We start from the raw sequence: 26168 nt of genomic DNA on the forward strand, positions 1-26168 counted from the left end.
TTTATGCTTGAAATCATCAGACAGACCCCCCACGCAGGGCCCGCACCACTATAGTGAGATAAATTCGAATGTCAATTTGCCTAAAGTCTTGCTCCAGAAGGCTTTAACCGGACTTTTTCCTCGAAATTGACTGCCATTTACGCCTTTTATCCAACTTGTGCAATCAGCTATTAGGGGAAGGTGAACGCGTTGTCATTAGTAGCCTAACTGTCTATACTCGGCCTCCGACCGCCAGGGGCTTTTGGGCCTGCTTTATTGGGGGTCGCACTCCCTGGGTGGTGGGTACCTGACCAGTGCACTCCCCAACAACTTTGCCCTGATTGTTAGGGGCTCTTCAGTGTGAAAAAAAGCCGTGAATAGCCAACGACCTGTAAACCTAGACCTAAGGACCATCAAACTCCCAGTCACTGCTTACACGTCCATTCTTCACCGAATCTCCGGTGTCATCCTCTTTGTCAGCCTGGCCATCATGCTTTATGCATTGGACAAGTCGCTGAGCTCCGAGGAAGGCTTCGGTCAGGTGAAAGCGTGTCTGACCAGTCCGCTAGCCAAGCTAGTGATTTGGGGAATCCTGTCCGCCTTGCTGTATCACCTGGTAGCCGGTGTGCGCCATTTGATCATGGACATGGGCATCGGCGAGTCGCTTGAAGGCGGCAAACTGGGCTCGAAAATCGTTATCGCCGTTTCCGTGGTGGTAATCGTTCTGGCAGGAGTTTGGATATGGTAACTAACGTCACGAACCTGTCGCGTTCGGGCCTCTATGACTGGATGGCACAACGTGTGTCTGCGGTCGTTCTCGCGGCTTATTTCATTTTCCTGATCGGATACGTCGTTGCCCATCCTGGCATCGGCTACGCCCAATGGCATGAACTGTTCGCAAGCAACTGGATGCGTATTTTCAGTCTCCTGGCTCTCGTTGCCCTCGGCGCTCACGCCTGGGTCGGCATGTGGACCATCGCGACCGACTACCTGACGCCAATGGCGTTCGGCAAGTCCGCGACTGCAATACGTTTCCTCTTCCAGGCAGTATGCGGCGTCGCGATGTTCGCGTACTTCGTCTGGGGTGTGCAGATTCTTTGGGGTATCTGATTCATGTCTACTACAGTTAATACGCTTTCGTTCGACGCCATCATCATTGGCGGCGGCGGTGCTGGCATGCGCGCTGCGCTGCAGCTGGCACAAGGTGGTCACAAGACTGCCGTAGTTACCAAGGTTTTCCCGACTCGTTCGCACACTGTATCCGCCCAGGGTGGCATCACCTGCGCCATCGCCTCGGCAGATCCGAACGATGACTGGCGCTGGCACATGTACGATACCGTCAAGGGTTCCGACTACATCGGTGACCAGGACGCTATCGAATACATGTGTTCCGTAGGCCCGGAAGCGGTCTTCGAGCTCGAGCACATGGGCTTGCCGTTCTCCCGTACCGAACAGGGCCGCATCTACCAGCGTCCGTTCGGCGGTCAGTCGAAAGACTTCGGTAAAGGTGGCCAGGCTGCCCGTACGTGCGCTGCTGCCGACCGTACCGGTCACGCGCTGCTGCACACCCTGTACCAGGCCAACCTGAAGGCCGGCACCGTATTCCTCAACGAATACTACGGCGTCGACCTGGTGAAGAACGAAGACGGCGCCTTTGTCGGCATGATCGTCATCTGCATCGAAACCGGCGAAACCTCCTACGTCCGCGCTAACGCCACCGTTCTGGCGACTGGCGGTGCAGGTCGTATCTACTCGTCCACCACCAATGCCCTGATCAACACCGGTGACGGCGTCGGCATGGCTCTGCGTGCTGGCGTGCCGGTACAAGACATCGAAATGTGGCAGTTCCACCCAACCGGCATCGCCGGCGCCGGTGTACTGGTTACTGAAGGCTGCCGCGGTGAAGGCGGTTACCTGATCAACAAGCACGGCGAGCGTTTCATGGAGCGTTATGCTCCGAACGCCAAAGACCTTGCTGGTCGTGACGTAGTTGCCCGTTCGATGGTTAAGGAAATCATCGCCGGCAACGGTTGCGGTCCGGATGGCGACCACGTAATGCTGAAACTCGATCACCTCGGTGAAGAAGTTCTGCACAGCCGTCTGCCAGGCATCATGGAACTGTCCAAGACCTTCGCTCACGTCGATCCAGCCGTGGCGCCGATTCCGGTCGTTCCAACCTGCCACTATATGATGGGCGGCGTTGCCACCAACATTCATGGCCAGGCAATCACCCAGGACGCCGAAGGCGTAGACCAGATCATTCCTGGCCTGTTCGCTGTAGGCGAAGTGGCGTGCGTATCGGTTCACGGTGCCAACCGTCTGGGCGGCAACTCGCTGCTCGACCTGGTGGTATTCGGTCGCGCCGCCGGCCTGTTCCTGGAACAGACCCTGAAAGAAGGCGTCGACTACGCTCGCCCTCGCCAGTCCGACATCGACGCAGCCCTGGCTCGTCTCGATGGTCTGAACTCGCGTACCGAAGGTGAAGACGTCGCTACCCTGCGTAAAGAACTGCAAAGCTGCATGCAGAACTACTTCGGTGTGTTCCGTACCGGCGAATACATGCAAAAGGGTATCGCCCAGCTCGCTGACCTGCGTGGCCGTATCGCCAACGTCAAGATCAACGACAAGAGCCAGGCGTTCAACACCGCTCGTATCGAAGCGCTGGAACTGCAGAACCTGCTGGAAGTGGCCGAAGCCACTGCCATCGCTGCAGAGATCCGCAAAGAGTCCCGCGGCGCTCACGCCCGTGAAGACTACGAAGACCGCGACGACGAAAACTGGCTGTGCCACACCCTGTACTTCCCGGGTGACAAGCGCGTAACCAAGCGTGCTGTGAACTTCTCGCCGAAGACTGTTCCGACTTTTGAACCTAAGATTCGGACTTATTAAGGGTGGCCGCCATGTTGCAAGTCAGTGTTTATCGCTACAACCCTGATCAGGACGCCGCGCCGTTCATGCAGGAATTCCAGGTCGATACCGGTGGTAAAGACCTGATGGTGCTGGACGTGCTGGCCCTGATCAAAGAGCAGGACGAAGGTTTCTCCTATCGTCGCTCTTGCCGTGAAGGTGTTTGCGGTTCCGACGGCATGAACATCAACGGCAAAAACGGTCTGGCCTGCGTCACGCCGCTGTCTTCTGTCGTAAAAGGTAACAAGCTGATCGTTCGTCCGCTGCCAGGTTTGCCGGTTATCCGTGACCTGGTCGTCGATATGAGCATCTTCTACAAGCAATACGAGAAGGTTAAGCCATACCTGCAGAACGACACGCCGGCTCCGGCCATCGAACGTCTGCAGACCCCTGAAGAGCGTGAAAAGCTTGACGGTCTGTACGAGTGCATCCTGTGCGCTTGCTGCTCGACTTCTTGCCCGTCCTTCTGGTGGAACCCGGACAAGTTCCTGGGTCCAGCTGCTCTGCTGCAAGCGTATCGCTTCCTGGCAGACAGCCGCGACACCAAGACTGCCGAGCGTCTGGCTTCGCTGGATGACCCGTTCAGCGTATTCCGCTGCCGCGGGATCATGAACTGCGTCAACGTCTGTCCGAAAGGCCTGAACCCGACTAAGGCCATCGGTCACGTACGTAACATGCTGCTGCAAAGCGGCGTGTGATTCAGCTGCTGTAACTGCAAGACCGTTGTACCGAAGATGCTACGGCGCAGGCTTCAACCGGCGCCGTAGTCTTAACCTGAGCAGCAGCCCATAAAGCTGCGGCTCTTATTTTGAAGAAATGAGACAAGCAGGGGCATCCGGGCTGGTACCCGGACTATCAGCGTGATCCTAAGTGGCTTGTTTTGGTCGCTGCATTCGGACTTCTGCAAGTTTGCTCGGTGTCGACGCCGGTGGTGTTCCCCTAACCGAGGGTGACCAAGCATGCAAGAAAGCGTGATGCAGCGCATGTGGAACAGCGCCTACCTATCCGGTAGTAACGCTGCCTATGTGGAAGAGCTCTACGAGCTCTACCTGCACGACCCTAACGCTGTGCCAGAAGAGTGGCGCACCTACTTTCAGAAGTTGCCGGCTGACGGCAACACTGCCACCGATGTTTCGCACTCCACAATTCGCGATCATTTCGTCTTGCTGGCAAAGAACCAGCGCCGCGCACAACCGGTTTCCGCCGGCAGCGTGAGCAGTGAGCACGAGAAGAAGCAAGTTGAAGTGCTGCGATTGATCCAGGCCTACCGTATGCGTGGCCACCAGGCAGCCCAGCTTGATCCGCTGGGGCTGTGGCAGCGTCCTGCACCTGCAGACCTGTCAATCAATCATTACGGCTTGACCAATGCCGATCTTGATACGACCTACCGTGCCGGCGACCTGTTCATCGGCAAAGAGGAGGCGAGCCTACGCGAAATTCACGAAGCGTTGCAGCAGACATATTGCCGCACCATCGGCGCTGAATTTACGCATATCACCGATTCCGAGCAGCGCCAGTGGTTCCAGCAGCGTCTGGAAAGCGTACGCGGCCGTCCGACTTACTCCGCCGACATCAAGAGCCACCTGCTCGAGCGCGTCACCGCCGGCGAAGGTCTGGAAAAATACCTGGGCACCAAATACCCGGGTACCAAGCGTTTCGGTCTGGAAGGCGGCGAGAGCCTGATTCCGATGCTCGACGAGCTCATCCAGCGTTCCGGTTCCTACGGCACCAAGGAAATCGTCATCGGCATGGCCCACCGTGGTCGTCTGAACGTATTGGTCAACACCTTCGGCAAGAACCCGCGCGAGCTGTTCGACGAGTTCGAAGGCAAGAAGAAGGTCGAGCTGGGTTCCGGTGACGTTAAATATCACCAGGGCTTCTCGTCCAACGTGATGACCGCCGGCGGTGAAGTTCACCTGGCCATGGCGTTCAACCCGTCCCACCTGGAAATCGTTTCCCCGGTGGTCGAAGGTTCGGTTCGCGCCCGTCAGGATCGTCGTAACGACCCTACCGGTGAGAAGGTTCTGCCGATCTCCATCCACGGTGACGCTGCATTCGCAGGTCAGGGCGTGGTCATGGAAACCTTCCAGATGTCGCAGACCCGCGGTTTCAAGACCGGCGGTACTGTTCACATCGTGATCAACAACCAGGTCGGTTTCACCATCAGCAACCCGCTGGACTCGCGCTCCACCGAGTACGCGACCGACGTTGCGAAAATGATCCAGGCGCCGATCCTCCATGTGAATGGTGATGATCCGGAAGCCGTATTGTTCGTGACCCAGCTGGCCATCGACTACCGCATGCAGTTCAAGCGTGACGTGGTGATCGACCTGGTCTGCTACCGTCGTCGTGGCCACAACGAGGCCGACGAGCCAAGCGGCACCCAGCCGATCATGTATCAGCAGATCACCAAGCAGCGCACCACCCGTGAGCTGTATGCCGATCGTCTGACTCAGGGCGGCGTGCTGGACGCAGAGCGTGTTCAGGCGAAAGTCGATGAATACCGCAATGCGCTGGACAACGGTCTGCATGTTGTAAAAAGCCTGGTCAAAGAGCCGAACAAAGAGTTGTTCGTGGACTGGCGTCCGTATCTGGGCCACGCCTGGACCGCACGTCACGACACTCGCTTCGATCTGAAAACCTTGCAGGAACTGTCCGCCAAGCTGCTGGAAATTCCGGAAGGCTTCGTGGTTCAGCGCCAGGTCGCGAAAATCTACGAAGACCGTCAGAAAATGCAAGCCGGCGGCCTGCCGATCAACTGGGGTTACGCCGAAACCATGGCGTACGCGACCCTGGCGTTCGAAGGTCACCCGATTCGCATGACGGGTCAGGACATCGGTCGCGGTACGTTCTCGCACCGTCACGCTGTCTTGCACAACCAGAAAGACGCGGGCACCTACGTCCCGCTGCAAAACCTGTACAAGGGCCAGCCACGTTTCGACCTTTACGATTCGTTCCTGTCCGAAGAAGCCGTGCTGGCGTTCGAATACGGTTACTCGACCACCACGCCTGAGGCGCTGGTGATCTGGGAAGCCCAGTTCGGCGACTTCGCCAACGGTGCCCAGGTGGTTATCGACCAGTTCATCACCAGTGGCGAGCACAAGTGGGGCCGTCTCTGCGGTCTGACCATGCTACTGCCGCACGGTTATGAAGGTCAGGGTCCGGAGCACTCGTCGGCGCGTCTGGAGCGTTACCTGCAACTGTGCGCCGAGCACAACATTCAGGTAGCCGTACCGACCACGCCGGCTCAGATCTACCACTTGCTGCGTCGTCAGGTGATTCGCCCGCTGCGCAAGCCATTGATCGTTCTGACTCCGAAGTCGCTGCTGCGTCACAAACTGGCTATTTCGACCCTGGAAGATCTGGCCGAAGGTTCGTTCCAGACCGTGATCCCGGAAATCGATGCCCAAGACCCGTCCAAGGTCGAGCGCATTGTTCTGTGTAGCGGCAAGGTCTACTACGACCTGCTGGAAAAACGCCGTGCCGAAGGTCGTGACGACATCGCCGTCGTGCGTATCGAGCAGCTGTACCCATTCCCTGAGGACGACTTGAAAGAAGTCCTGGCTCCTTACACCAACGCCAAACATGCCGTCTGGTGTCAGGAAGAGCCGATGAACCAGGGTGCCTGGTACTGCAGCCAACACCACTTGCGTCGTAGCATCAGCAATCTCAACAAGTCTCTCGTACTCGAGTACGCGGGTCGTGAGGCTTCTGCTGCACCTGCTTGTGGTTATGCGTCGATGCACGCTGAGCAGCAGGAAAAACTGCTGCAAGACGCCTTTACTGTTTAACGCCTTCGCGCACCTGAAACCGAATTTAAGGACCCACAGATAATGGCTATCGAAATCAAAGCCCCCACCTTCCCGGAATCGGTTGCCGATGGCACCGTTGCCACTTGGCACAAGCAACCGGGCGACGCTGTAAAGCGTGACGACCTGATCGTCGACATCGAAACCGACAAGGTTGTGCTGGAAGTGTTGGCGACTGCTGACGGCGTACTGGGCGCTATCGTCAAGAACGAAGGCGACACCGTTCTGTCCGACGAAGTCCTGGGCTCCATCGAAGCGGGCGGCGCTGCTGCTGCCCCGGCTGCCGCTGCTGCTCCGGCCGCTGCACAAGCTGCTGCTCCAGCCGCTGAAGGCGAAGACGATCCTGTTGCTGCACCGGCTGCTCGCAAGCTGGCTGAAGAAAACGGCATCAACATCGCTTCCGTTGCCGGTACCGGCAAAGGCGGTCGTGTGACCAAGGAAGACGTGGTTGCAGCGGTTGCTGCCAAGAAAGCCGCTCCGGCTGCCGCGCCTGCCAAGGCTGCTGCACCTGCTGCTGCCGCTCCTGTGTTCGCCGCTGGCGACCGCATCGAGAAGCGCGTTCCGATGACCCGCGTTCGCGCTACCGTGGCCAAGCGTCTGGTAGAAGCTCAGTCGAACATGGCGATGCTGACCACTTTCAACGAAGTCGACATGACCGAAGTCATGGCCCTGCGTTCGAAGTACAAGGACCTGTTCGAGAAGTCCCACAACGGCGTACGCCTGGGCTTCATGTCGTTCTTCGTGAAAGCGGCCACCGAAGCGCTGAAACGCTTCCCGGCTGTCAACGCCTCGATCGACGGTGCTGACATCGTTTACCACGGCTACGCCGACGTTGGTGTTGCTGTTTCCAGCGACCGTGGCCTGGTGGTACCGGTTCTGCGTAACGCCGAACTGATGAGCCTGGCTGAAATCGAAGGCGGCATCGCCACCTTCGGCAAAAAAGCCCGTGACGGCAAACTGTCGATGGACGAAATGACCGGCGGCACGTTCACCATCACCAACGGTGGTACCTTCGGTTCGATGATGTCGACCCCGATCGTCAACCCGCCGCAAGCGGCTATCCTGGGCATGCACAACATTCTGCAGCGCCCGATGGCGATCAACGGTCAGGTCGTTATCCGTCCGATGATGTACCTGGCTCTGTCCTACGATCACCGTCTGATCGATGGCAAAGAAGCTGTGACCTTCCTGGTTACCATCAAGAACCTGCTGGAAGATCCGGCTCGTTTGTTGCTGGATATCTGATAGAAGCGGCCGCAGGTTTCAAGCTCCAGTCTGCACGAAAGGGCAGTCTGGCTTGAGGCTTGCGGCTTCAAGCTTGCAAAAAAGAGGATTTTTTGAATGTCGCAGAAATTTGACGTAGTAGTGATCGGCGCGGGCCCTGGCGGCTACGTAGCTGCCATCAAGGCAGCTCAGCTGGGTCTCACCACCGCCTGCATCGAGAAGTACACCGACAAAGAGGGCAAACTGGCCCTCGGCGGTACTTGCCTGAACGTCGGCTGCATTCCATCCAAGGCGCTGCTGGACAGCTCCTGGAAATACAAGGAAGCCAAAGAAGGCTTCGCGATCCACGGTATCAATCACGCTGGCGTGACCATGGACGTGGCGGCCATGGTTGGCCGTAAAGCCAACATCGTCAAAGGCCTGACCTCGGGTGTTGCCACCCTGTTCAAAGCCAACGGTGTGACCTCCATCGAGGGTCACGGCAAGCTGCTGGCCGGCAAGAAAGTCGAAGTTACCAAGCCTGACGGTTCGGTAGAAATCATTGAAGCCGAGAACGTGATCCTGGCTCCAGGCTCGCGTCCGATCGACATTCCGCCAGCTCCGGTTGACCAGAATGTGATCGTCGATTCGACTGGCGCGCTGGAATTCCAGTCCGTGCCTAAGCGTCTGGGCGTGATCGGCGCTGGCGTTATCGGTCTGGAACTGGGTTCGGTCTGGTCCCGCCTGGGCGCAGAAGTGACCGTTCTCGAAGCGCTGGACACCTTCCTGATGGCCGCTGACGCTGCCGTTTCCAAGGAAGCGCTGAAAACCCTGACCAAACAGGGTCTGGACATCAAGCTGGGCGCTCGTGTGACCGGTTCCAAAGTGAACGGCGACGAAGTTGTCGTGAACTACACCGATGCCAACGGCGAACAGACCATCACTTTCGACAAGCTGATCGTAGCCGTTGGTCGCCGTCCGGTGACCACTGATCTGCTGTCCGCTGATTGCGGCGTGACCCTGGACGAGCGCGGTTTCGTGCACGTTGATGATCACTGCGCCACCACCGTACCGGGCGTCTACGCCATTGGTGACGTGGTTCGCGGCATGATGCTGGCACACAAGGCCTCGGAAGAGGGCATCATGGTCGTCGAGCGCATCAAGGGCCACAAAGCCCAGATGAACTATGATTTGATCCCTTCGGTTATTTATACTCACCCGGAAATCGCGTGGGTGGGTAAAACCGAGCAGGCCTTGAAGGCTGAAGGCGTTGAAGTTAACGTTGGCACCTTCCCGTTCGCAGCCAGTGGCCGTGCCATGGCAGCCAACGACACCGGCGGTTTCGTCAAAGTCATCGCCGATGCCAAGACTGACCGCGTATTGGGCGTCCACGTGATTGGCCCGAGCGCTGCAGAACTGGTTCAGCAGGGCGCGATCGGCATGGAATTCGGCACCAGCGCTGAAGACCTGGGCATGATGGTTTTCTCCCATCCGACCCTGTCTGAAGCCTTGCACGAAGCTGCTCTGGCAGTGAATGGCGGCGCCATTCACATCGCCAACCGCAAGAAGCGTTAAGAGACAATAAGAAACCACGGCGGTATGGCCCGTCGTGAGCCTTGCATGCAAGACTCACCGCGGAATATCCGCTGGACGCAGTCTTGCGTAGTTGCACCGGTTGTCCGGAAAGGCTACGCAAGCAGCAGTCACAGGTGGTGCGGCACTTGAACAAGTGCAGCACCGAATGCGCAGTACCTAACGAAGACGGTAATAAGCATGAATCTTCACGAGTATCAGGGTAAGCAGCTGTTCGCTGAATACGGCCTGCCAGTTTCCACCGGTTACGCAGTAGACACCCCGGAAGCAGCAGCAGAAGCTTGCGACAAAATCGGCGGCACCGAGTGGGTTGTCAAAGCCCAGGTCCACGCTGGTGGTCGCGGTAAAGCGGGCGGCGTCAAGCTGGTTCGCAGCAAAGAAGACGCTAAGGCATTCGCACAGCAGTGGCTGGGCAAGCGTCTGGTGACTTACCAGACTGACGCCAATGGTCAGCCAGTCACCAAGATCCTGGTTGAATCGTGCACTGATATCGCTAAAGAGCTGTACCTGGGCGCTGTCGTTGACCGTTCGAGCCGTCGTATCGTGTTCATGGCTTCCACCGAAGGTGGCGTGGACATCGAGAAAATCGCTCACGACACTCCAGAAAAAATTCTGAAAGCCACTATCGATCCACTGGTTGGCGCTCAGCCATTCCAGGGTCGCGAGCTGGCATTCCAGTTGGGTCTGGAAGGCAAGCAAGTTGCTCAGTTCGCCAAGATCTTCGTAGGTCTGGCCAAGCTGTTCAAGGATCACGACCTGGCTCTGCTGGAAGTGAACCCGCTGGTGATCAAGGCTGACGGCGATCTGCATTGCCTCGACGCCAAGATCAACATCGACGCCAACGCCATGTACCGTCAGCCTAAGCTGAAGACTTTCCACGATCCGTCGCAAGACGATCCGCGCGAAGCGCACGCTGCCAAGTTCGAACTGAACTACGTAGCACTGGAAGGCAACATCGGTTGCATGGTCAACGGTGCTGGCCTGGCCATGGGTACCATGGACATCGTCAACCTGCATGGCGGCAAACCAGCCAACTTCCTCGACGTGGGCGGCGGTGCTACCAAAGAACGCGTTACCGAAGCGTTCAAGATCATTCTGTCCGACACTAACGTCGCTGCAGTATTGGTCAACATCTTCGGCGGCATCGTTCGTTGCGACATGATTGCCGAAGGCATCATCGGCGCAGTGAAAGAAGTCGGCGTGAAAATCCCGGTTGTTGTTCGCCTTGAAGGCAACAACGCTGAGCTGGGCGCTAAAGTACTGGCAGAAAGCGGTTTGAACATCATCGCTGCTACCAGCCTGACCGACGCTGCTCAACAAGTCGTTAAAGCTGCGGAGGGCAAATAATGAGCGTCCTGATCAATAAAGACACCAAAGTTATCTGCCAGGGTATTACCGGTTCGCAAGGTAGTTTCCACACCCAGCAAGCTCTGGAATACGGCACCAAGATGGTTGGCGGCGTAACTCCGGGCAAAGGCGGCACCGAGCACCTGGGTCTGCCAGTGTTCAACACCGTGAAAGACGCTGTAGCTGCCACTGGCGCCACCGCCAGCGTGATCTACGTTCCAGCTCCTTTCTGCAAGGACTCCATCCTGGAAGCAGCATTCGGCGGCATCAAGCTGATCGTTTGCATCACCGAAGGCATTCCTACCCTGGACATGCTGGACGCTAAAGTTAAGTGCGACGAGCTGGGCGTAGTCCTGATCGGCCCTAACTGCCCAGGCGTGATCACTCCAGGCGAATGCAAGATCGGCATCATGCCAGGTCACATTCACTTGCCAGGCAAGGTCGGTATCGTTTCCCGTTCCGGCACCCTGACCTACGAAGCTGTGAAGCAGACTACTGACGCCGGTTTCGGTCAGTCGACTTGCGTCGGCATCGGCGGTGACCCGATCCCGGGTTCGAACTTCATCGACATCCTGAAGCTGTTCCAGGAAGACCCGAAGACCGAAGCGATCGTCATGATCGGTGAGATCGGCGGTTCGGCTGAAGAAGAAGCGGCTGCCTACATCAAGGCACACGTGACCAAGCCGGTTGTTTCCTACATCGCTGGTGTGACTGCCCCTGCGGGCAAGCGCATGGGCCATGCTGGCGCAATCATCTCTGGCGGCAAGGGCACTGCAGACGAGAAGTTTGCTGCCCTGGAAGACGCAGGCGTTAAAACCGTGCGTTCGCTGGCAGACATCGGCAAGGCTTTGTCCGAGCTGACCGGTTGGGCGATGAAGTAAGCCTCGCGCTTAATTCACGCTTCACCAAACAAAGGCCACCTTCGGGTGGCCTTTGTCGTTTCTGGCATGTGTGTTGTTAGCGCCGGCCCCTTCACGAGCAGGCTCGCTCCCACATTTGATCTCGGGTGTTCACAAATGGTGTGTCCATTGAAGATCTCCTGTGGGAGCGAGCCTGCTCGCGAAGGCGGACTTACAGGCGACAACCATTAACATGCAAAAACGCGACACAGAAACGTCGCGTATCGGATTGTTCGCCCTCTAACAGTGCGTTTCCAGGCCAAATTCGTTAGGCTAGCCGCCATTTTTGCGTCCGCGACCCACAAGGTTGCTACGCGCTAAAGGGTTGGTCCTATACGGACCGACAGCATTTCCCTCACCCCACAGGGAAATCCCTCTCTAAATTCCGATTCAGTAGTGTGGTATTTCCTTAATGAAAGTGTTGAAAGGCCAGGACATCCTGGCACTTGGTTTTATGACGTTTGCCCTGTTTGTCGGGGCTGGCAACATCATCTTCCCGCCTATCGTCGGTTTGCAGTCCGGGCCTAATGTCTGGATGGCGGCGCTGGGCTTTTTGATCACCGCAGTCGGTTTGCCGGTGATAACGGTTGTCGCGCTGGCGAAAGTCGGTGGTGCGATGGATGCCCTGAGCAGCCCGATCGGCAAAATCGCCGGTGGTTTGCTGGCTGCCGCGTGCTACCTCGCCGTCGGCCCGCTGTTCGCCACACCGCGCACCGCGACCGTGTCGTTCGAAGTAGGCCTGGCGCCGCTGACCGGCGAGAGCCCGCTGGCACTGTTCCTCTACAGTTCGGTGTACTTCCTGCTGGTATTCTTCATCTCGCTGTATCCCGGCCGTTTGCTGGATACCGTAGGACGTTTCCTCGCACCGATGAAGATCATCGCCCTGGCAGCACTCGGCATTGCCGCGTTCGCGTTGCCGGCCGGTGATATTGGCCAGGCCACGCCTGAATATGTAGCGGCACCATTCTCCCAAGGCTTCATCAATGGTTACCTGACCATGGATACCTTGGGCGCCTTGGTGTTCGGCATCGTCATCGTCAACGCGATCCGCTCCCGAGGCGTCGAATCGCCGGTGTTGATCACTCGTTACGCGATCATTGCCGGGCTGATTGCCGGCGTCGGTCTGGCACTGGTTTACATCAGCCTGTTCCGCCTCGGTTCGGGCAGCCATGAAGTGGCCGCCGGTGCAACCAACGGCGCTGCGGTCTTGCACGCCTACGTTCAACACACCTTCGGTTCTTTGGGCAGCGGTTTCCTTGCGGTGCTGATCTCGCTGGCTTGCCTGGTGACTGCGGTAGGTCTGACCTGTGCCTGCGCCGAGTACTTCAGCCGTGTGCTGCCACTGTCCTACAAGACCTTGGTGATCATCCTGGCGGTGTTCTCCTTGTTTGTGTCCAACCTGGGCCTGACCAAGCTGATTGCGTTCTCGATCCCGGTACTGACCGCGATTTACCCGCCGTGCATCGCCTTGGTAGCGCTGAGCTTCTGCAAGGACTTCTGGCATGAGCAGGGCCGCATCGTTGGTCCGGTGATGCTGGTGTCGTTCATCTTCGGCCTGATCGACGCGCTCAAGGGCGCAGGTCTGGCGGACTGGATGCCGACTCAGTTGTCGCACCTGCCGCTGAGCGAGCAAGGCCTGGCGTGGCTGGTGCCGTCCGTCATGACCCTGGTGGTCGCAGTGGTTTGCGATCGTCTGCTTGGCAAGCGCGAAGAAGCGCTGGCTTGAGTCGCTGAACGGCCCGCCACAAGCGGGCCATCAAGCAGAAACAGAAATGCCCCGTATCAATCGATACGGGGCATTTTTTTTGGAGTCAGTGCAGTGTCTTTTTCCTTGAGCTAACGTCGAAGCACTGCCAAGACCTTATGTGGGAGCGAGCCTGCTCGCGAAAGCGGAGTGTCAAACAACACAATGTTGATTGATAAATTGCTTTCGCGAGCAGGCTCGCTCCCACAGGTCTCGGTGCTTCTTAAACACATCACAAGGACCTGCATGTCGTTCATCCACGCCAACCTGATCCACATCCTCGCCGCGCTCTGGTTTGTCATCTGCTGGGGCGGTTACACCCGGTACGCCTCGTGGAAGGGCCGCGACACCGCGTGCCTGGCCAGTGTGTTGCATCTGTACCGCGAAGACTGGATGCGCCGCATGCTACTGCGCGACAACCGCATCGCCGACGCCAGCGTGATCGGCAACCTGGAGCGCAACGCCTCGTTCTTCGCCTCCAGCACCTTGATTATCCTGGCCGGCATTCTCACTGTGCTCGGTGCGTCCGAAAGGGCGGTGTCGTTGCTGGCGGATATTCCGATGGTGCAACAGGCGTCCCAGGGCATGTCCGAGATCAAGTTGCTGTGCCTGGCGCTGGTGTTTGTCTACGCGTTCTTCACGTTCAGCTGGTGCATGCGCCAGTACAACTTCGCGGCGATTCTGGTGGGCTCGGCGCCGATGGTGGGTGAGCGCCACGTCTCCGAACAGGAACGCAAAGCCTTTGCCGCTCGTGCGGCTCGGGTCATCTCGATGGCGGCCAACCAGTTCAACTTCGGCCTGCGGTCCTATTATTTCGGCATGACCATGCTGGCCTGGTTCGTCAGCCCATGGCTGTTCATGCTGATGAGTGCCGGCGTAGTGCTGGTGTTGTATCGCCGGGAGTTTCATTCCGACGTTCTCGACGTGATGGTCTATACCCCTACAGAGGCACCCTTGCCCGAGGCGAACAGAGAGGTCGCTTGATGAGTATTCCGTTCTGGTGTGTGTTTATCAGCGCATTACTGATTTACGTGGCCCGCATGCCGGTGGCCAAGGCGATGAAAGAGCAGGGCGGTTACAACAATCACGCCCCACGGGAGCAACAGGCGCACCTCACGGGCTTCGGCGCCCGTGCCGTGGCCGCGCACCAGAACTGTTTCGAAGCCTTTATATTGTTTGCGGTGGGGGTGTTGATGGCGCACACCACGCAAACGGCGGGATGGCTGATCGACCTGCTGGCGATCATCTTTGTGATCACACGTGTTATTTACCTGCTGTGTTACTGGGGCGATTTGCCCTGGCAGCGCAGTCTCGTGTGGTTTATCGGTTTCGTGTGTTCATTGTTACTGATGATTAGTCCGACTTTTAGAACCGTTTTGCTCTAACGGGGCAAATCGCAGGCAAAAGAAAACCCGCACTAGGCGGGTTTTCTTTATCACGCTAAAAACTGATTTAGTTCTTAGGTGCTTCTTTTGCGGCGGCTTCGTTCGATTCAGTCTGAGCTTTGGCAGCTTCGGCGTTTTCTTTCGCAGCGTCGTTCACTTTATCCTGAGCTTTGTTCATGTCTTGCTGAGCTTGCTCAGCATGTTTAGTAGCATCTTGAGCTTTGTCCTCGGATTTTTTATCGCAAGCAGCGAGACCGAGGGAAGCGGTCAACATCAAGGCAATAGCTAAAGTCTTACGCATGGGGTGTTTCTCCTTATGGAAATAACTACTGGCCTTTCGAGCACAGCCCACAGCGTTAAGTTCCTCAATTCGTTCAGATATATAAGTTTGTGATGCAATGGAACTTTTGCTCCGTGGCGAGCTACTTTGATCGAGCACTAAGAAGAGTTTTAAGAAATGGCCGAAAACCCTGTTTTTGAGCGTGCGACGCGATTCATGTCGGCGTTGCGTCATTGTCAGGTCCTCGGACTGCGAGTTCACAGCGCCAGTAATGACGGACTAACGGTCATCTTGCCCTACAGCCCGCAAATCGTCGGCGACCCGCAATCCGGAGTCATTCATGGCGGTGCGCTGACATCGCTCATGGATACCGCGTGCGGCATGTCGACCCTGTGCGTGCTGCCCGAATTCGAGGTGTGCCCGACCCTCGATTTGCGCATCGATTACATGCACGCCGCCGAACCACATAAAGACGTCTACGGCTTCGCCCAATGCTACCGAGTGACCACTGACGTGATCTTCGCCCGTGGTTTTGCCTATCAGAATGATCCCGAGCACCCCATCGCCCACGTCGTCGGCACGTTCATGCGCATGGGCAAAGGCATCAAAGGCACCAAAGGCTTTGGCGGCGTCATCGCTGGAGGTGCGCAATGACCGATTCCTTCAAGGAACAACTGCAGCAGGCCCACGAGAAGGGCGACTACGCCTCGCTGCTGCACCTGATTCCCTACGCCAAACTGATCGGCGTCGAATGTTCGCGGGTGGGGGATGATCTGCTGTTTCGCCTGCCAGCCAACAAGGACAACATTGGTAACCCTTTACTGCCGGCGATTCATGGCGGCGTGATCGCCGGGTTCATGGAACTCTCGGCGGCGCTGCACCTGTTGATTCTCACCGGTTCACCGGGCGTGCCGAAAATCATCGACTTCTCCCTCGACTACCTGCGCGCCGGGCAGTTTCGCGATACCTGGGCCAAAAGTCAGGTGTGCCGCCAGGGGCGCCGGGTCGCCAACGTGGCCGTTACCGCCTGGCAAAGCACCGAAGCCGAACCGATTGCGACGGCCCGCGCTCATTTCAAAATCGAAGAGCCCTTGAAATCCTGAACACAGCCCCCAACTTTGATGACATCCCGCCGTCGACCTTCAAGGTCGCGGCTTAGCCATCTGATTGGAGTTTGATGACCATGAGTGTGGAAACTCAAAAGGAAACCCTGGGCTTCCAGACCGAGGTGAAGCAACTGCTGCACCTCATGATCCATTCGCTGTATTCCAACAAGGAAATTTTCCTTCGCGAATTGATCTCGAACGCCTCTGACGCTGTCGACAAATTACGTTTCGAAGCCCTGTCCAAGCCTGAGTTGCTGGAAGGTGGCGCCGAACTGAAAATCCGTGTGAGCTTCGACAAGGACGCCAAAACCGTCACCCTCGAAGACAACGGCATTGGCATGAACCGTGAAGAAGCGATCACTCACCTGGGTACCATCGCCAAATCCGGCACTGCTGATTTCATGAAACACCTGTCTGGCGACCAGAAGAAAGATTCGCACCTGATCGGTCAGTTCGGTGTGGGTTTCTACTCTGCCTTCATCGTCGCCGACAAAGTCGACGTGTTCAGCCGTCGTGCCGGTGATGCCGCCAGCGAAGGCGTGCACTGGTCGTCCAAGGGCGAAGGCGATTTCGAAGTCGCCACCGTCGAGAAAGCCGAGCGCGGCACGCGCATCGTCCTGCACCTGAAGTCCGGTGAAGACGAGTTCGCCGATGGCTGGCGTCTGCGCAACATCATCAAGAAGTACTCCGACCACATCGCCCTGCCGATCGAGTTGCCAAAAGAAGTGGCCGCTGCCGAAGGTGAAGAGCAGCCAGCCGCCGAATGGGAAACCGTCAACCGCGCCAGCGCCCTGTGGACCCGTCCTCGCACCGAAGTGAAGGACGAGGAATACCAGGAGTTCTACAAACACATCGCTCATGACCACCAAAATCCGGTGAGCTGGAGCCACAACAAGGTCGAAGGCAAGCTCGAATACAGCTCGCTGCTGTACGTGCCGGCCCGTGCTCCGTTCGACCTGTACCAGCGTGAAGCGCCGAAAGGCCTGAAGCTGTACGTGCAGCGTGTGTTCGTGATGGACCAGGCCGAGTCGTTCCTGCCGCTGTACCTGCGCTTCATCAAAGGCGTGGTCGATTCCAACGATCTGTCGCTGAACGTGTCGCGGGAAATCCTGCAAAAAGACCCGATCATCGATTCGATGAAGTCGGCGCTGACCAAGCGCGTTCTGGACATGCTGGAAAAACTGGCGAAGAACGAGCCTGAGCAATACAAGAGCTTCTGGAAGAACTTCGGTCAGGTCATGAAAGAAGGCCCGGCAGAAGACTTCGCCAACAAAGAGAAGATCGCTGGCCTGCTGCGTTTCGCATCGACCAACGGTGATGAAGGCGAGCAAGTGGTTGGCCTGGCCGAGTACCTGGCTCGCGCCAAGGAAGGTCAGGACAAGATTTACTACCTGACCGGCGAAACCTACGCGCAAGTCAAAAACAGCCCGCACCTGGAAGTCTTCCGCAAGAAAGGCATCGAAGTGCTGCTGCTGACCGATCGTATCGACGAGTGGCTGATGAGCTACCTCAACGATTTTGACGGCAAGAGCTTTGTCGACGTGGCACGCGGTGACCTCGACCTGGGCAACCTGGATTCGGAAGAAGACAAGAAGGCTGCGGAAGAAGTCGCCAAGTCCAAAGAAGGTCTGGTTGAGCGTCTGAAAACCGCGCTGGGCGATTCCGTGGCTGAAGTGCGGGTTTCCCACCGTCTGACCGACTCCCCGGCGATCCTGGCCATCGGCGAGCAGGACCTGGGCATGCAGATGCGTCAGATCCTCGAAGCCAGCGGTCAGAAGGTTCCGGACTCGAAGCCGATCTTCGAATTCAACCCGGCTCACCCGCTGATCGAGAAGCTCGACAACGAGCAGAGCGAAGAGCGCTTCGGCGACCTGTCGCACATTCTCTTCGATCAGGCGGCCCTGGCTGCCGGTGACAGCTTGAAGGACCCGGCCGCGTATGTGCGCCGTCTGAATAAGCTGCTGGTTGAACTGTCGGTTTAACTGCGTTGTAAAAAAACCCGCTTCGGCGGGTTTTTTTCATTCTGGTGTCTTCAAGCAGGAGTGAGTCATGAGCCAAATTACTGTTCGTTCTGTCGTTTATCAGATTGATGGCCAGCCCTATGAAGGCCGCCTGGCGTTCGACGCTGACCATCAAGGCCCGCGTCCGGGCTTGCTGATGGCGCCGAACTGGATGGGTGTCAGCGCCGGGGCGGAAGTGATTGCCAAGACTGTGGCGTCCAAGGGTTATGTGGTGCTGATTGCAGACGTGTACGGTCAATCGGTTCGTCCGCAGAACGGCGACGAGGCGGGCGCGGCGATGATGCCGCTCAAACACGACCGTCCATTGTTGCGCAAACGCCTGCAAGCGGCGTTTGAACAACTGCAAAACCAGAACGAGGCGGCAGTCGATACCTCGAAACTGGCGGCATTCGGTTTCTGTTTTGGTGGGTGCTGCGCCCTGGACCTGGCCCGCACGGGGGCACCGTTGAAAGCGGCGGTTTCGTTCCATGGCACACTGGATTCGCCAAACCCGGCGGATGCCCAGAACATCAAGGGCTCGGTGTTGGTGCTGCACGGTGCGGCGGATCCGTTGGTGCCTAAAGAGCAACTGCCGGCATTTGAAGCGGAAATGGATGCAGCAGGCGTGGATTGGCAATTGCTGAGCTACGGCGGTGCGGTGCATTCCTTTACCGATCCGCATGCCAATGTGCCGGGCATGATGATGTATGACGCGAAGATTGCGGCACGGGCGTTTACGTCGATGCACAATTTGCTGGATGAAGTGTTTAAAGGCTGAGAGCAGTTTTTGCCCTGACACTCTTGCTGCCTTGGCTGGCTTCTTCGCGAGCAGGCTCGCTCCCACAGGGAAATACATTCCAATGTGGGAGTGAGCCTGCTCGCGAAGGCGGTGTAACGATCACCGAGGCATTGAAGGCAGTTCGATCCGCTCACTTTCCCCCGGCACTGTCGGCCAATCCCCAGCCGCCCAGCGCCGCCGCGCCTCATCGATAACCGCAGGATCACTCGCGACAAAATTCCAGTTGATCCGCCGTGGCCCGTCCAGCGGTGCGCCGCCGAACAACACGGCATGACAGTCGCTCTCGGCAAACAGCGTCATCTCTTCCCCCGCAGGCAACACCACCAACGAATTCAATTCCAGCGTCTCGCCATCCAGCTGTGCTTCGCCACTCAAGACATACAACGCACGTTCTTCATGCTCGGTGGGAATCAGCAGCGTGGTCGCCGTCTGCAGGTTCAATTCCGCGTACAACGTAGGAGAAAGCACCGGGACCGGCGATTCCAGGCAAAAGCCTGACCCGGCAATCATGCGGATTTTCACACCAAGGTTATCGCTGACCGGCAAGGTGCTCGCCGGATGATGGCTATAGGACCCAGGCCCCTGTTCATGCTCCTTGGGCGATGCCAGCCAGATCTGCAAGCCGTGCATCGTAAAGCCACTATCTTTCAACGCCTCGGGTGTGCGCTCGACATGGGCAATCGCGCTGCCGGCGGTCATCCAGCTGACATCACCGGCATTGACCACCTGATCGGAACCGAGGCTGTCCTTGTGCTGGATTTGGCCTTCAAACAGATAAGTGAGGGTCGACAGGCCGATATGCGGATGCTGGCGGATGTTCATGCCTTTGCCCGCCCCATAACGGGTTTCCAGCATGTGGTCGAAAAACACGAAAGGTCCGACGCTGCGGCATTTAGCCGACGGCAGCGGACGAAGAATCGGCTGGCCTTCGACATCTTCGGCGCGGGGGCGAATCACGAGCGGAGTGTTCATGCTGCATTCCAGGCTGAGCGGGTGATGCAGGGAGCATAACCCGCTTGCGCTGCCGTTGCCGCTATTGGCTGAACGCACCTTCGGACAGGTGGGTTTCGATGCTGACGTCGGTGGTGGTCATCAGCTTGTGGACCGGGCAGCGGTCGGCGACACGATGAAGTTCCTCGCGCTGCGCATCGGTGAGCACGCCCTTGAGGGTCAGTTTGACGTGCAGGGCGTATTTGCCTTTCTGCTCTTCGCTGTTGTCGCGTTTGACCTCGACGGTGACGCCGGTCAGCGGGATGTCCTTTTTCTTGGCGTACATCTTCAGGGTCAAGGCTTTGCACGTGCCCAAGGCTGCATCGAAATAATCGTGGGGTTCTGGCGCCGAGCCTTCGCCGCCGGAAGCGGTCGGTACGTCGGCAAACAGTTCGTGTTCATCGATTTGAACGCTATGGCGAAAACCTTCGGCGGAAACGGTATTGACGGTAACGGTCATGGAAAGCCTCCCAGGCTGGATAAGTCGTTCGATCAAAAAAGACCTTGAAGTTATAGAGCATTCCTCTGCGGACGCGTTCCACTTTCTTGTGGGTTGATCCTCGTTCGTTGCATGGAAACCGGATTACCGGCCGGCCGTGCGCGGTTGCGAATGAGGCGATCGCGGCCTATGGTCCAAGCGAGGTATTGCCTGCGACTGTCACACAATGACGCGCCGCAGGTTTGTGTCCATCCAGTGCGAAAACCATAGCAAGGTGAAGACATGCCAAACGACTCCCGCCCCGCCGTACTCGAACTGATCGGCAACACGCCGCTGGTGCGTGTCAGCCGCTTCGATACCGGCCCGTGCACGCTGTTCCTCAAGCTTGAATCACAAAACCCCGGCGGTTCGATCAAGGACCGCATCGGCCTGGCGATGATCGACGCCGCCGAGCGCGACGGTCGCCTGCAACCCGGCGGCACCATCGTCGAGGCCACGGCTGGCAACACCGGCCTGGGTCTGGCGTTGGTCGGCCGGGCCAAGGGTTATCGCGTGGTGTTGGTGGTGCCCGACAAGATGTCCACCGAGAAAGTCCTGCACCTCAAGGCGATGGGCGCTGAAGTGCACATCACCCGTTCCGACGTCGGCAAGGGCCATCCCGAGTACTACCAGGACGTGGCCGCGCGGCTGGCCAGGGAAATTCCCGACGCGTTCTTTGCTGATCAATTCAACAACCCGGCCAACCCGCTGGCCCACGAATGCAGCACGGCGCCGGAGATCTGGGCGCAAACCCAGCATGATGTCGATGCCATCGTCGTCGGTGTCGGTTCGGCCGGGACGCTGACCGGTTTGACCCGGTTCTTCAAGCGCGTGCAGCCGAACCTGGCCATGGTGCTGGCCGACCCGGTCGGTTCGGTGATGGCCGAATACAGCCGCAGCGGCACCCTTGGCACGCCCGGTTCGTGGGCGGTGGAAGGCATTGGCGAAGACTTCATCCCCTCGATTGCCGACCTGTCCAGCGTGCGCCACGCGTATTCGATCAGCGACGAAGAAAGCTTCGATCACGCCCGCCAACTGCTGCGCGCCGAGGGCATTCTCGGCGGTTCGTCGACCGGCACCTTGCTGGCGGCGGCGCTGCGTTATTGCCGCGAGCAAACCGAGCCGAAACGGGTCGTGAGTTTTGTCTGCGACACCGGCACCCGCTACCTGTCGAAGGTCTACAACGACCAGTGGATGAACGATCAGGGCTTGCTGCAATACAAACGCTACGGTGATCTTCGCGATTTGATCTCGCGCCGTTTCGAGGACGGCCGGGTGATCAGTGTCGGTCCGGACGACACGCTGCTGACTGCGTTCCAGCGCATGCGTCTGGCGGACGTGTCGCAACTGCCGGTGCTGGTGGACGGCCAACGGCTGGTCGGGGTGATCGACGAGTCTGACATCCTGCTGCGGGTGCATCAGGACGCGTCGCAGTTTCGCTTGACGGTGGCCAGCGCGATGACCGACAAACTGCAAACCCTGCCGGCCGCTGCCAGCCTGGCTGAGCTGCAGGCGGAGCTTGATCGTGGGCTGGTGGCGATCATTGCCGATGCTTCGGGCTTCCATGGCCTGATTACCCGCGTCGACCTACTCAATCATCTAAGGAGATCCCTGACATGAGTCACGATAAAGATGCTGCGCCCCATGGCTTCGCCACTCGCGTGATCCATGCCGGGCAGGCGCCGGACCCTTCCACCGGCGCGTTGATGCCGCCGATCTACGCCAACTCCACCTATTTGCAGCAAAGCCCGGGCGTGCACAAAGGCCTCGACTACGGGCGCTCGCATAATCCGACGCGCTTTGCGCTGGAGCGTTGCGTGGCGGATCTGGAAGGGGGCACCCGGGCGTTCGCGTTTGCGTCCGGGCTGGCGGCGATTTCCACGGTGCTCGAACTGCTCGATGCCGATTCGCATATCGTCTCGGGCAATGATTTGTATGGCGGCACGTTCCGCCTGTTCGACAAGGTGCGTCGGCGCAGCGCCGGGCACCGCTTCAGCTTTGTCGACCTGACGGACCTGTCGGCCTTCGAAGCGGCGCTGCAGGACGATACGCGCATGGTCTGCGTCGAGACGCCGAGCAATCCGTTGCTGCGCCTCACGGACCTTGCCGCCATTGCGCGCATCTGCCGCCAGCGCGGGATCATTTGTGTGGCCGACAACACCTTTGCCAGCCCGTGGATCCAGCGTCCGCTGGAGCTGGGCTTCGATGTCGTGGTGCACTCGACCACCAAGTATTTGAACGGCCACTCCGACGTGATCGGCGGCATCGCGGTGGTTGGGCAAAACGCAGAGTTGGCCGAACGACTGGGCTTTTTGCAAAACGCGGTGGGGGCTATTGCCGGGCCGTTTGACGCCTTCCTCACGTTACGCGGCGTGAAGACCCTGGCATTGCGCATGGAGCGTCACTGCAGCAATGCACTGGCGCTGGCGCAATGGCTGGAACAACAGCCGCAAGTCGCGCGGGTCTACTACCCGGGATTGCCCTCACACCCACAACATGAACTGGCGCGGCAGCAGATGCGCGGTTTCGGCGGTATGATTTCACTCGACCTGAACACCGACCTGGAGGGGTCCAAGCGTTTTCTGGAGAACGTGCACATCTTTGCGCTGGCGGAGAGCCTGGGCGGGGTGGAAAGCCTGATCGAGCACCCGGCAATCATGACCCACGCGACGATTCCCGCCGACACCCGTGCGGAGCTCGGCATCGGTGATGCGTTGGTGCGATTGTCCGTGGGGGTCGAGGATGTCGAAGACCTGCGCGCCGATCTGGCGCAGGCGCTGGCGCGGATCTGACGGTTCAGCAGGCAAAAAAAATCCGGAACCCTTAGCGGATTCCGGATTTTTGTGTCGATCGCCGATTAGCTGCCTTTGACAGACTTACCGTTGACCGTACCGTCGAGGAGCATGATGTTGTACTCCTTGCCGTCGGTTTCAACTTGTTGCAGGCGGACCAGCAGGTAATCCCAGTCCTTGGCGAACCACAGGACGGTGATGCGCTTGCTTTGTGTCGGGTCGCGCACGCGCTCGACCTTGATCGCATCGATCTGGCCGGCCTTGGTGTCAACTTTTTCCGAACCCAGTACGCGGAAGTCATAGGTATCGACTTCGCCACCGTCGACGACCTGATAGCTCATGCTTTTCTTGCCGGCGGCCACGTCGTGTTGCAGGGCCAGTTGATACGTGGACTTGTCGACCATGCCACGGTTCAGCGGCACTTTGACCGGATCACCGCGATCGGTGCCGGTGACCATTTTGGTGGTCCAGTCGAAATCCAGGTCAGCCTTTTTCGCTTTACCCAGGCCGCCACGTTCAAAGTGGTAGGACTGAGGCAGCAGGGTGTCCTTGTCCACGGTCAGGGTGCTTTCTTCAGTCAGGCTGGCGATCATCATCGACGCCTTGAAGCTGAGTTTCCAGACGCCGTTGGCTTCCTTGGTCAGGCTGCGTTCAGCGGTGCCGCTCATGGGCAGCTGTTTCCAGTCGGCGGTGTAGCTGGCGGAGAAAGGTTGAAGTTCCGAAGCCTGTGCCAGGGGCAAGGCAAACAGAGCGCAAGCGAAGAGCAGGGCGCGACGCATAATATCTCCTAGTTTCGAATCAAGTGGCCGCTGGCCGCGAGTAACTTCCCATCCAGTAAAGCACCTTGTTCGCCGAGTGATAAACGACCTTCGGCAAACCAGCGTACAGCCAACGGGTAGATCAGGTGTTCCTGGGCATGGACTCGCTGCGCCAGACTCTGCGGCGAATCGTGCAACTCTACCGGTATTACTGCCTGTACGACCAGTGGTCCGCCATCGAGTTCCTCGGTGACGAAGTGGACGGAGCAGCCGTGCTCGGTGTCGCCGGCTTCCAGCGCGCGCTGATGAGTGTGTAACCCTTTGTATTTGGGTAGCAGCGAAGGATGGATATTGAGCAGGCGACCGGCGTAGTGGCGCACGAAGTCAGCGCTGAGAATGCGCATGAAACCGGCCAGTACCACGAGTTTGGGATTGAAGGCGTCGATCAGTTCGATCATCGCGGCATCAAAGGCCTCGCGGCCTTCGAAAGCCTTGTGATCCAGGGAGCGGGTGTCGATACCCGCGTCCCTGGCGCGTTGCAGGCCGTAGGCGTCGGCGCGGTTGGAAATCACCGCAGCGATGCGGACCGGGCTGTCGCCGGTCCGCGTGCTGTCGATCAAGGCCTGCAAGTTACTGCCGGTGCCGGAGAGCAGCACCACGACATCACAGGTGGCGGACATTAGTGCGCCTTAAGGTTCTTCAGTTCGACCTGAGCCGCGCCTTCGGCAGCGGTAGCGATCTGACCGATGACCCATGGCTGCTCGCCTGCTTCACGCAATACGTTCAGCGCGGTTTCAACGTGCTCTTGAGCCACGCAGATGACCATGCCGACGCCGCAGTTCAGCACGCGGTGCATTTCGTTTTCGTCGACGTTGCCTTTTTCTTGCAGCCAGTCGAACACGGCAGGGCGGGTCCAGCTCGCGACGTCAACCACGGCTTGGGCGCCTTTTGGCAGAACGCGCGGGATGTTGTCCAGCAGGCCGCCACCGGTGATGTGGGCCATGGCTTTGACGGCGCCGGTGTCTTTGATCAGCTTGAGCAGCGGCTTCACGTAGATACGGGTCGGGGCCATCAGCAGGTCGGTCAGCGGTTTGCCGTCGAGCTGGATGTTCTCGATGTCGGCACCCGACACTTCGATGATCTTGCGGATCAGCGAGTAGCCGTTGGAGTGCGGGCCGGAAGACGGCAGGGCGAGCAGGGCATCGCCGGCAGCGACTTTCGAACCGTCGATGATTTCGGATTTTTCCACGACGCCAACGCAGAAGCCGGCCAGGTCGTAGTCTTCGCCTTCGTACATGCCAGGCATTTCAGCGGTTTCGCCGCCGACCAAGGAACAGCCGGACAGTTCGCAGCCCGCGCCGATGCCGGTCACGACCTGGGTCGCGGTTTCGACATTGAGTTTGCCGGTGGCGTAGTAGTCGAGGAAGAACAGCGGCTCGGCGCCGCAGACCACCAGGTCGTTCACGCACATGGCTACCAGGTCGATGCCGATGCTGTCGTGCTTGTTCAGGTTCAGGGCCAGGCGCAGCTTGGTGCCCACGCCGTCGGTGCCGGAAACCAGCACAGGCTGCTTGTAGCCAGCCGGGATTTCGCAGAGGGCGCCGAAACCGCCCAGGCCGCCCATGACTTCCGGGCGCGCAGTGCGCTTGGCGACGCTCTTGATGCGTTCGACCAATGCTTCACCGGCGTCGATGTCTACACCGGCGTCCTTGTAGCTCAGGGAGGGTTGCTTGCTCATGATCCAGGCCTTTAGGGGGGATTCAGGGGTAACGACCGAGTCCAGCGGGGACGCCGAATTCGACGGGGGCGATTGCCTCACGCGAAATTCGAGCCGCCCGGCTGTTGCCGGTCTGCGAAGGCGCGCGATTTTATCAGGCTTGAGGGGCAGCGGCCATCCTCACGCCGACGGCAGGGGCATATCCTATTAAAAAAATTGATATTGAGCGTATTAGCGGCGTCTTGCATGGCTGTATAAGGTATCGCGATTAACCGTCTATCGTTATGACAGTGCGAAAACTTATCGCGGCCGTGTGAATGTTTTGCGCAGGGATGTGGTCACAGCCCTGTTCGATCGTCTTCATGCGGTCTGTTCCAGCCGC

At 58.5% G+C, this 26168-nt stretch carries 24 protein-coding genes; 18 read left to right on the forward strand and 6 right to left on the reverse strand.

The genetic code is table 11. The features are described from left to right. Window positions 1–352: 352 nt before the first annotated feature. The 12 genes from sdhC (at window position 353) to ACWKV5_RS07775 (ending at window position 14866) form a co-directional block, all read left to right on the forward strand. Window positions 353–727 (forward strand): succinate dehydrogenase, cytochrome b556 subunit, encoded by a 375-nt coding sequence (gene sdhC / locus ACWKV5_RS07720; protein WP_027922413.1) that lies wholly within the window; start codon window positions 353–355, stop codon window positions 725–727. After that, entirely contained in the window at window positions 721–1089 is a 369-nt protein-coding gene (gene sdhD / locus ACWKV5_RS07725) for a succinate dehydrogenase, hydrophobic membrane anchor protein (protein WP_027922414.1), read from the forward strand. Before sdhC ends, sdhD begins: the two co-directional genes overlap by 7 nt. A 3-nt stretch (window positions 1090–1092) precedes the next feature. Beyond that, window positions 1093–2868, forward strand: a complete 1776-nt coding sequence (gene sdhA, locus ACWKV5_RS07730) for a succinate dehydrogenase flavoprotein subunit (protein WP_007945135.1) — start codon at window positions 1093–1095, stop codon at window positions 2866–2868. Between the two features lie 11 nt (window positions 2869–2879). Further along, a complete protein-coding gene (locus ACWKV5_RS07735; protein ID WP_010456852.1) occupies window positions 2880–3584 on the forward strand; it encodes a succinate dehydrogenase iron-sulfur subunit in 705 nt (234 codons plus the stop codon). 261 nt (window positions 3585–3845) lie between these two features. Continuing rightward, window positions 3846–6677 (forward strand): 2-oxoglutarate dehydrogenase E1 component, encoded by a 2832-nt coding sequence (locus tag ACWKV5_RS07740; RefSeq protein ID WP_483840811.1) that lies wholly within the window; start codon window positions 3846–3848, stop codon window positions 6675–6677. 42 nt (window positions 6678–6719) lie between these two features. Further along, a complete protein-coding gene (odhB, locus tag ACWKV5_RS07745; protein ID WP_033056077.1) occupies window positions 6720–7940 on the forward strand; it encodes a 2-oxoglutarate dehydrogenase complex dihydrolipoyllysine-residue succinyltransferase in 1221 nt (406 codons plus the stop codon). Window positions 7941–8036: 96 nt separating this feature from the next. After that, entirely contained in the window at window positions 8037–9473 is a 1437-nt protein-coding gene (lpdA, locus tag ACWKV5_RS07750) for a dihydrolipoyl dehydrogenase (RefSeq protein ID WP_483840812.1), read from the forward strand. A 198-nt stretch (window positions 9474–9671) separates the two neighbouring features. Beyond that, window positions 9672–10838, forward strand: a complete 1167-nt coding sequence (sucC, locus tag ACWKV5_RS07755) for an ADP-forming succinate--CoA ligase subunit beta (protein ID WP_007898980.1) — start codon at window positions 9672–9674, stop codon at window positions 10836–10838. Next, window positions 10838–11719: a succinate--CoA ligase subunit alpha gene (gene sucD, locus ACWKV5_RS07760; protein ID WP_027922418.1), complete on the forward strand. Its 882-nt coding sequence runs from the start codon at window positions 10838–10840 to the stop codon at window positions 11717–11719. The genes sucC and sucD overlap by 1 nt, the downstream gene beginning before the upstream one ends. 430 nt (window positions 11720–12149) lie before the next feature. Beyond that, window positions 12150–13463: a branched-chain amino acid transport system II carrier protein gene (gene brnQ, locus ACWKV5_RS07765; RefSeq protein WP_483840813.1), complete on the forward strand. Its 1314-nt coding sequence runs from the start codon at window positions 12150–12152 to the stop codon at window positions 13461–13463. Between the two features lie 264 nt (window positions 13464–13727). Next, window positions 13728–14465 carry a DUF599 domain-containing protein gene (locus tag ACWKV5_RS07770; RefSeq protein WP_483840814.1) on the forward strand — a complete coding sequence of 246 codons (738 nt, stop codon included), beginning with the start codon at window positions 13728–13730 and terminating at the stop codon, window positions 14463–14465. Continuing rightward, complete coding sequence (locus tag ACWKV5_RS07775; RefSeq protein ID WP_483840815.1) at window positions 14465–14866, forward strand: MAPEG family protein; 402 nt, start codon at window positions 14465–14467, stop codon at window positions 14864–14866. Before ACWKV5_RS07770 ends, ACWKV5_RS07775 begins: the two co-directional genes overlap by 1 nt. A gap of 67 nt (window positions 14867–14933) precedes the next feature. Here the strand turns inward: ACWKV5_RS07775 and ACWKV5_RS07780 are convergent, their stop codons facing one another. Next, window positions 14934–15167 (reverse strand): hypothetical protein, encoded by a 234-nt coding sequence (locus ACWKV5_RS07780; protein ID WP_483840816.1) that lies wholly within the window; start codon window positions 15165–15167, stop codon window positions 14934–14936. 156 nt (window positions 15168–15323) lie between these two features. Between ACWKV5_RS07780 and ACWKV5_RS07785 the strand changes: the two genes are divergently transcribed. From ACWKV5_RS07785 to ACWKV5_RS07800, 4 genes are all read left to right on the forward strand, one after another. Further along, window positions 15324–15800 carry a PaaI family thioesterase gene (locus ACWKV5_RS07785; protein ID WP_483840817.1) on the forward strand — a complete coding sequence of 159 codons (477 nt, stop codon included), beginning with the start codon at window positions 15324–15326 and terminating at the stop codon, window positions 15798–15800. After that, on the forward strand, window positions 15797–16249 hold the full coding sequence (locus tag ACWKV5_RS07790; RefSeq protein ID WP_483840818.1) for a PaaI family thioesterase: 453 nt from the start codon (window positions 15797–15799) through the stop codon (window positions 16247–16249). The genes ACWKV5_RS07785 and ACWKV5_RS07790 overlap by 4 nt, the downstream gene beginning before the upstream one ends. Window positions 16250–16329: 80 nt before the next feature. Beyond that, window positions 16330–18234 (forward strand): molecular chaperone HtpG, encoded by a 1905-nt coding sequence (gene htpG, locus ACWKV5_RS07795; protein WP_483840819.1) that lies wholly within the window; start codon window positions 16330–16332, stop codon window positions 18232–18234. A 67-nt stretch (window positions 18235–18301) separates the two neighbouring features. Continuing rightward, window positions 18302–19030, forward strand: coding sequence for a dienelactone hydrolase family protein (locus tag ACWKV5_RS07800; RefSeq protein ID WP_483840820.1), 729 nt, complete (start codon window positions 18302–18304; stop codon window positions 19028–19030). Between the two features lie 120 nt (window positions 19031–19150). Here the strand turns inward: ACWKV5_RS07800 and ACWKV5_RS07805 are convergent, their stop codons facing one another. Further along, complete coding sequence (locus ACWKV5_RS07805) at window positions 19151–20023, reverse strand: pirin family protein (protein ID WP_483840821.1); 873 nt, start codon at window positions 20021–20023, stop codon at window positions 19151–19153. 61 nt (window positions 20024–20084) lie between these two features. Beyond that, the gene (locus tag ACWKV5_RS07810) at window positions 20085–20501 is read right to left on the reverse strand and encodes an OsmC family protein (protein WP_483840822.1); all 417 of its coding nucleotides are present in this window, start codon (window positions 20499–20501) and stop codon (window positions 20085–20087) included. A gap of 261 nt (window positions 20502–20762) precedes the next feature. Between ACWKV5_RS07810 and ACWKV5_RS07815 the strand changes: the two genes are divergently transcribed. Next, on the forward strand, window positions 20763–22139 hold the full coding sequence (locus tag ACWKV5_RS07815; protein WP_483840823.1) for a pyridoxal-phosphate dependent enzyme: 1377 nt from the start codon (window positions 20763–20765) through the stop codon (window positions 22137–22139). Next, the gene (locus ACWKV5_RS07820; protein ID WP_483840824.1) at window positions 22136–23311 is read left to right on the forward strand and encodes a trans-sulfuration enzyme family protein; all 1176 of its coding nucleotides are present in this window, start codon (window positions 22136–22138) and stop codon (window positions 23309–23311) included. Before ACWKV5_RS07815 ends, ACWKV5_RS07820 begins: the two co-directional genes overlap by 4 nt. Before the next feature lie 65 nt (window positions 23312–23376). On the opposite strand, the gene ACWKV5_RS07825 is transcribed toward ACWKV5_RS07820, so the two are convergent. The 3 genes from ACWKV5_RS07825 to purM are packed head-to-tail and all read right to left on the reverse strand — an operon-like array spanning window position 23377 to window position 25807. Continuing rightward, the gene (locus tag ACWKV5_RS07825; protein ID WP_123434104.1) at window positions 23377–24090 is read right to left on the reverse strand and encodes a DUF3108 domain-containing protein; all 714 of its coding nucleotides are present in this window, start codon (window positions 24088–24090) and stop codon (window positions 23377–23379) included. A gap of 8 nt (window positions 24091–24098) precedes the next feature. Next, window positions 24099–24749: a phosphoribosylglycinamide formyltransferase gene (gene purN, locus ACWKV5_RS07830; RefSeq protein WP_483840825.1), complete on the reverse strand. Its 651-nt coding sequence runs from the start codon at window positions 24747–24749 to the stop codon at window positions 24099–24101. Next, complete coding sequence (purM, locus tag ACWKV5_RS07835) at window positions 24749–25807, reverse strand: phosphoribosylformylglycinamidine cyclo-ligase (protein ID WP_010456810.1); 1059 nt, start codon at window positions 25805–25807, stop codon at window positions 24749–24751. The genes purN and purM overlap by 1 nt, the downstream gene beginning before the upstream one ends. Window positions 25808–26168 lie beyond the last annotated feature (361 nt).

Source organism: Pseudomonas oplopanacis (genome assembly GCF_057128725.1).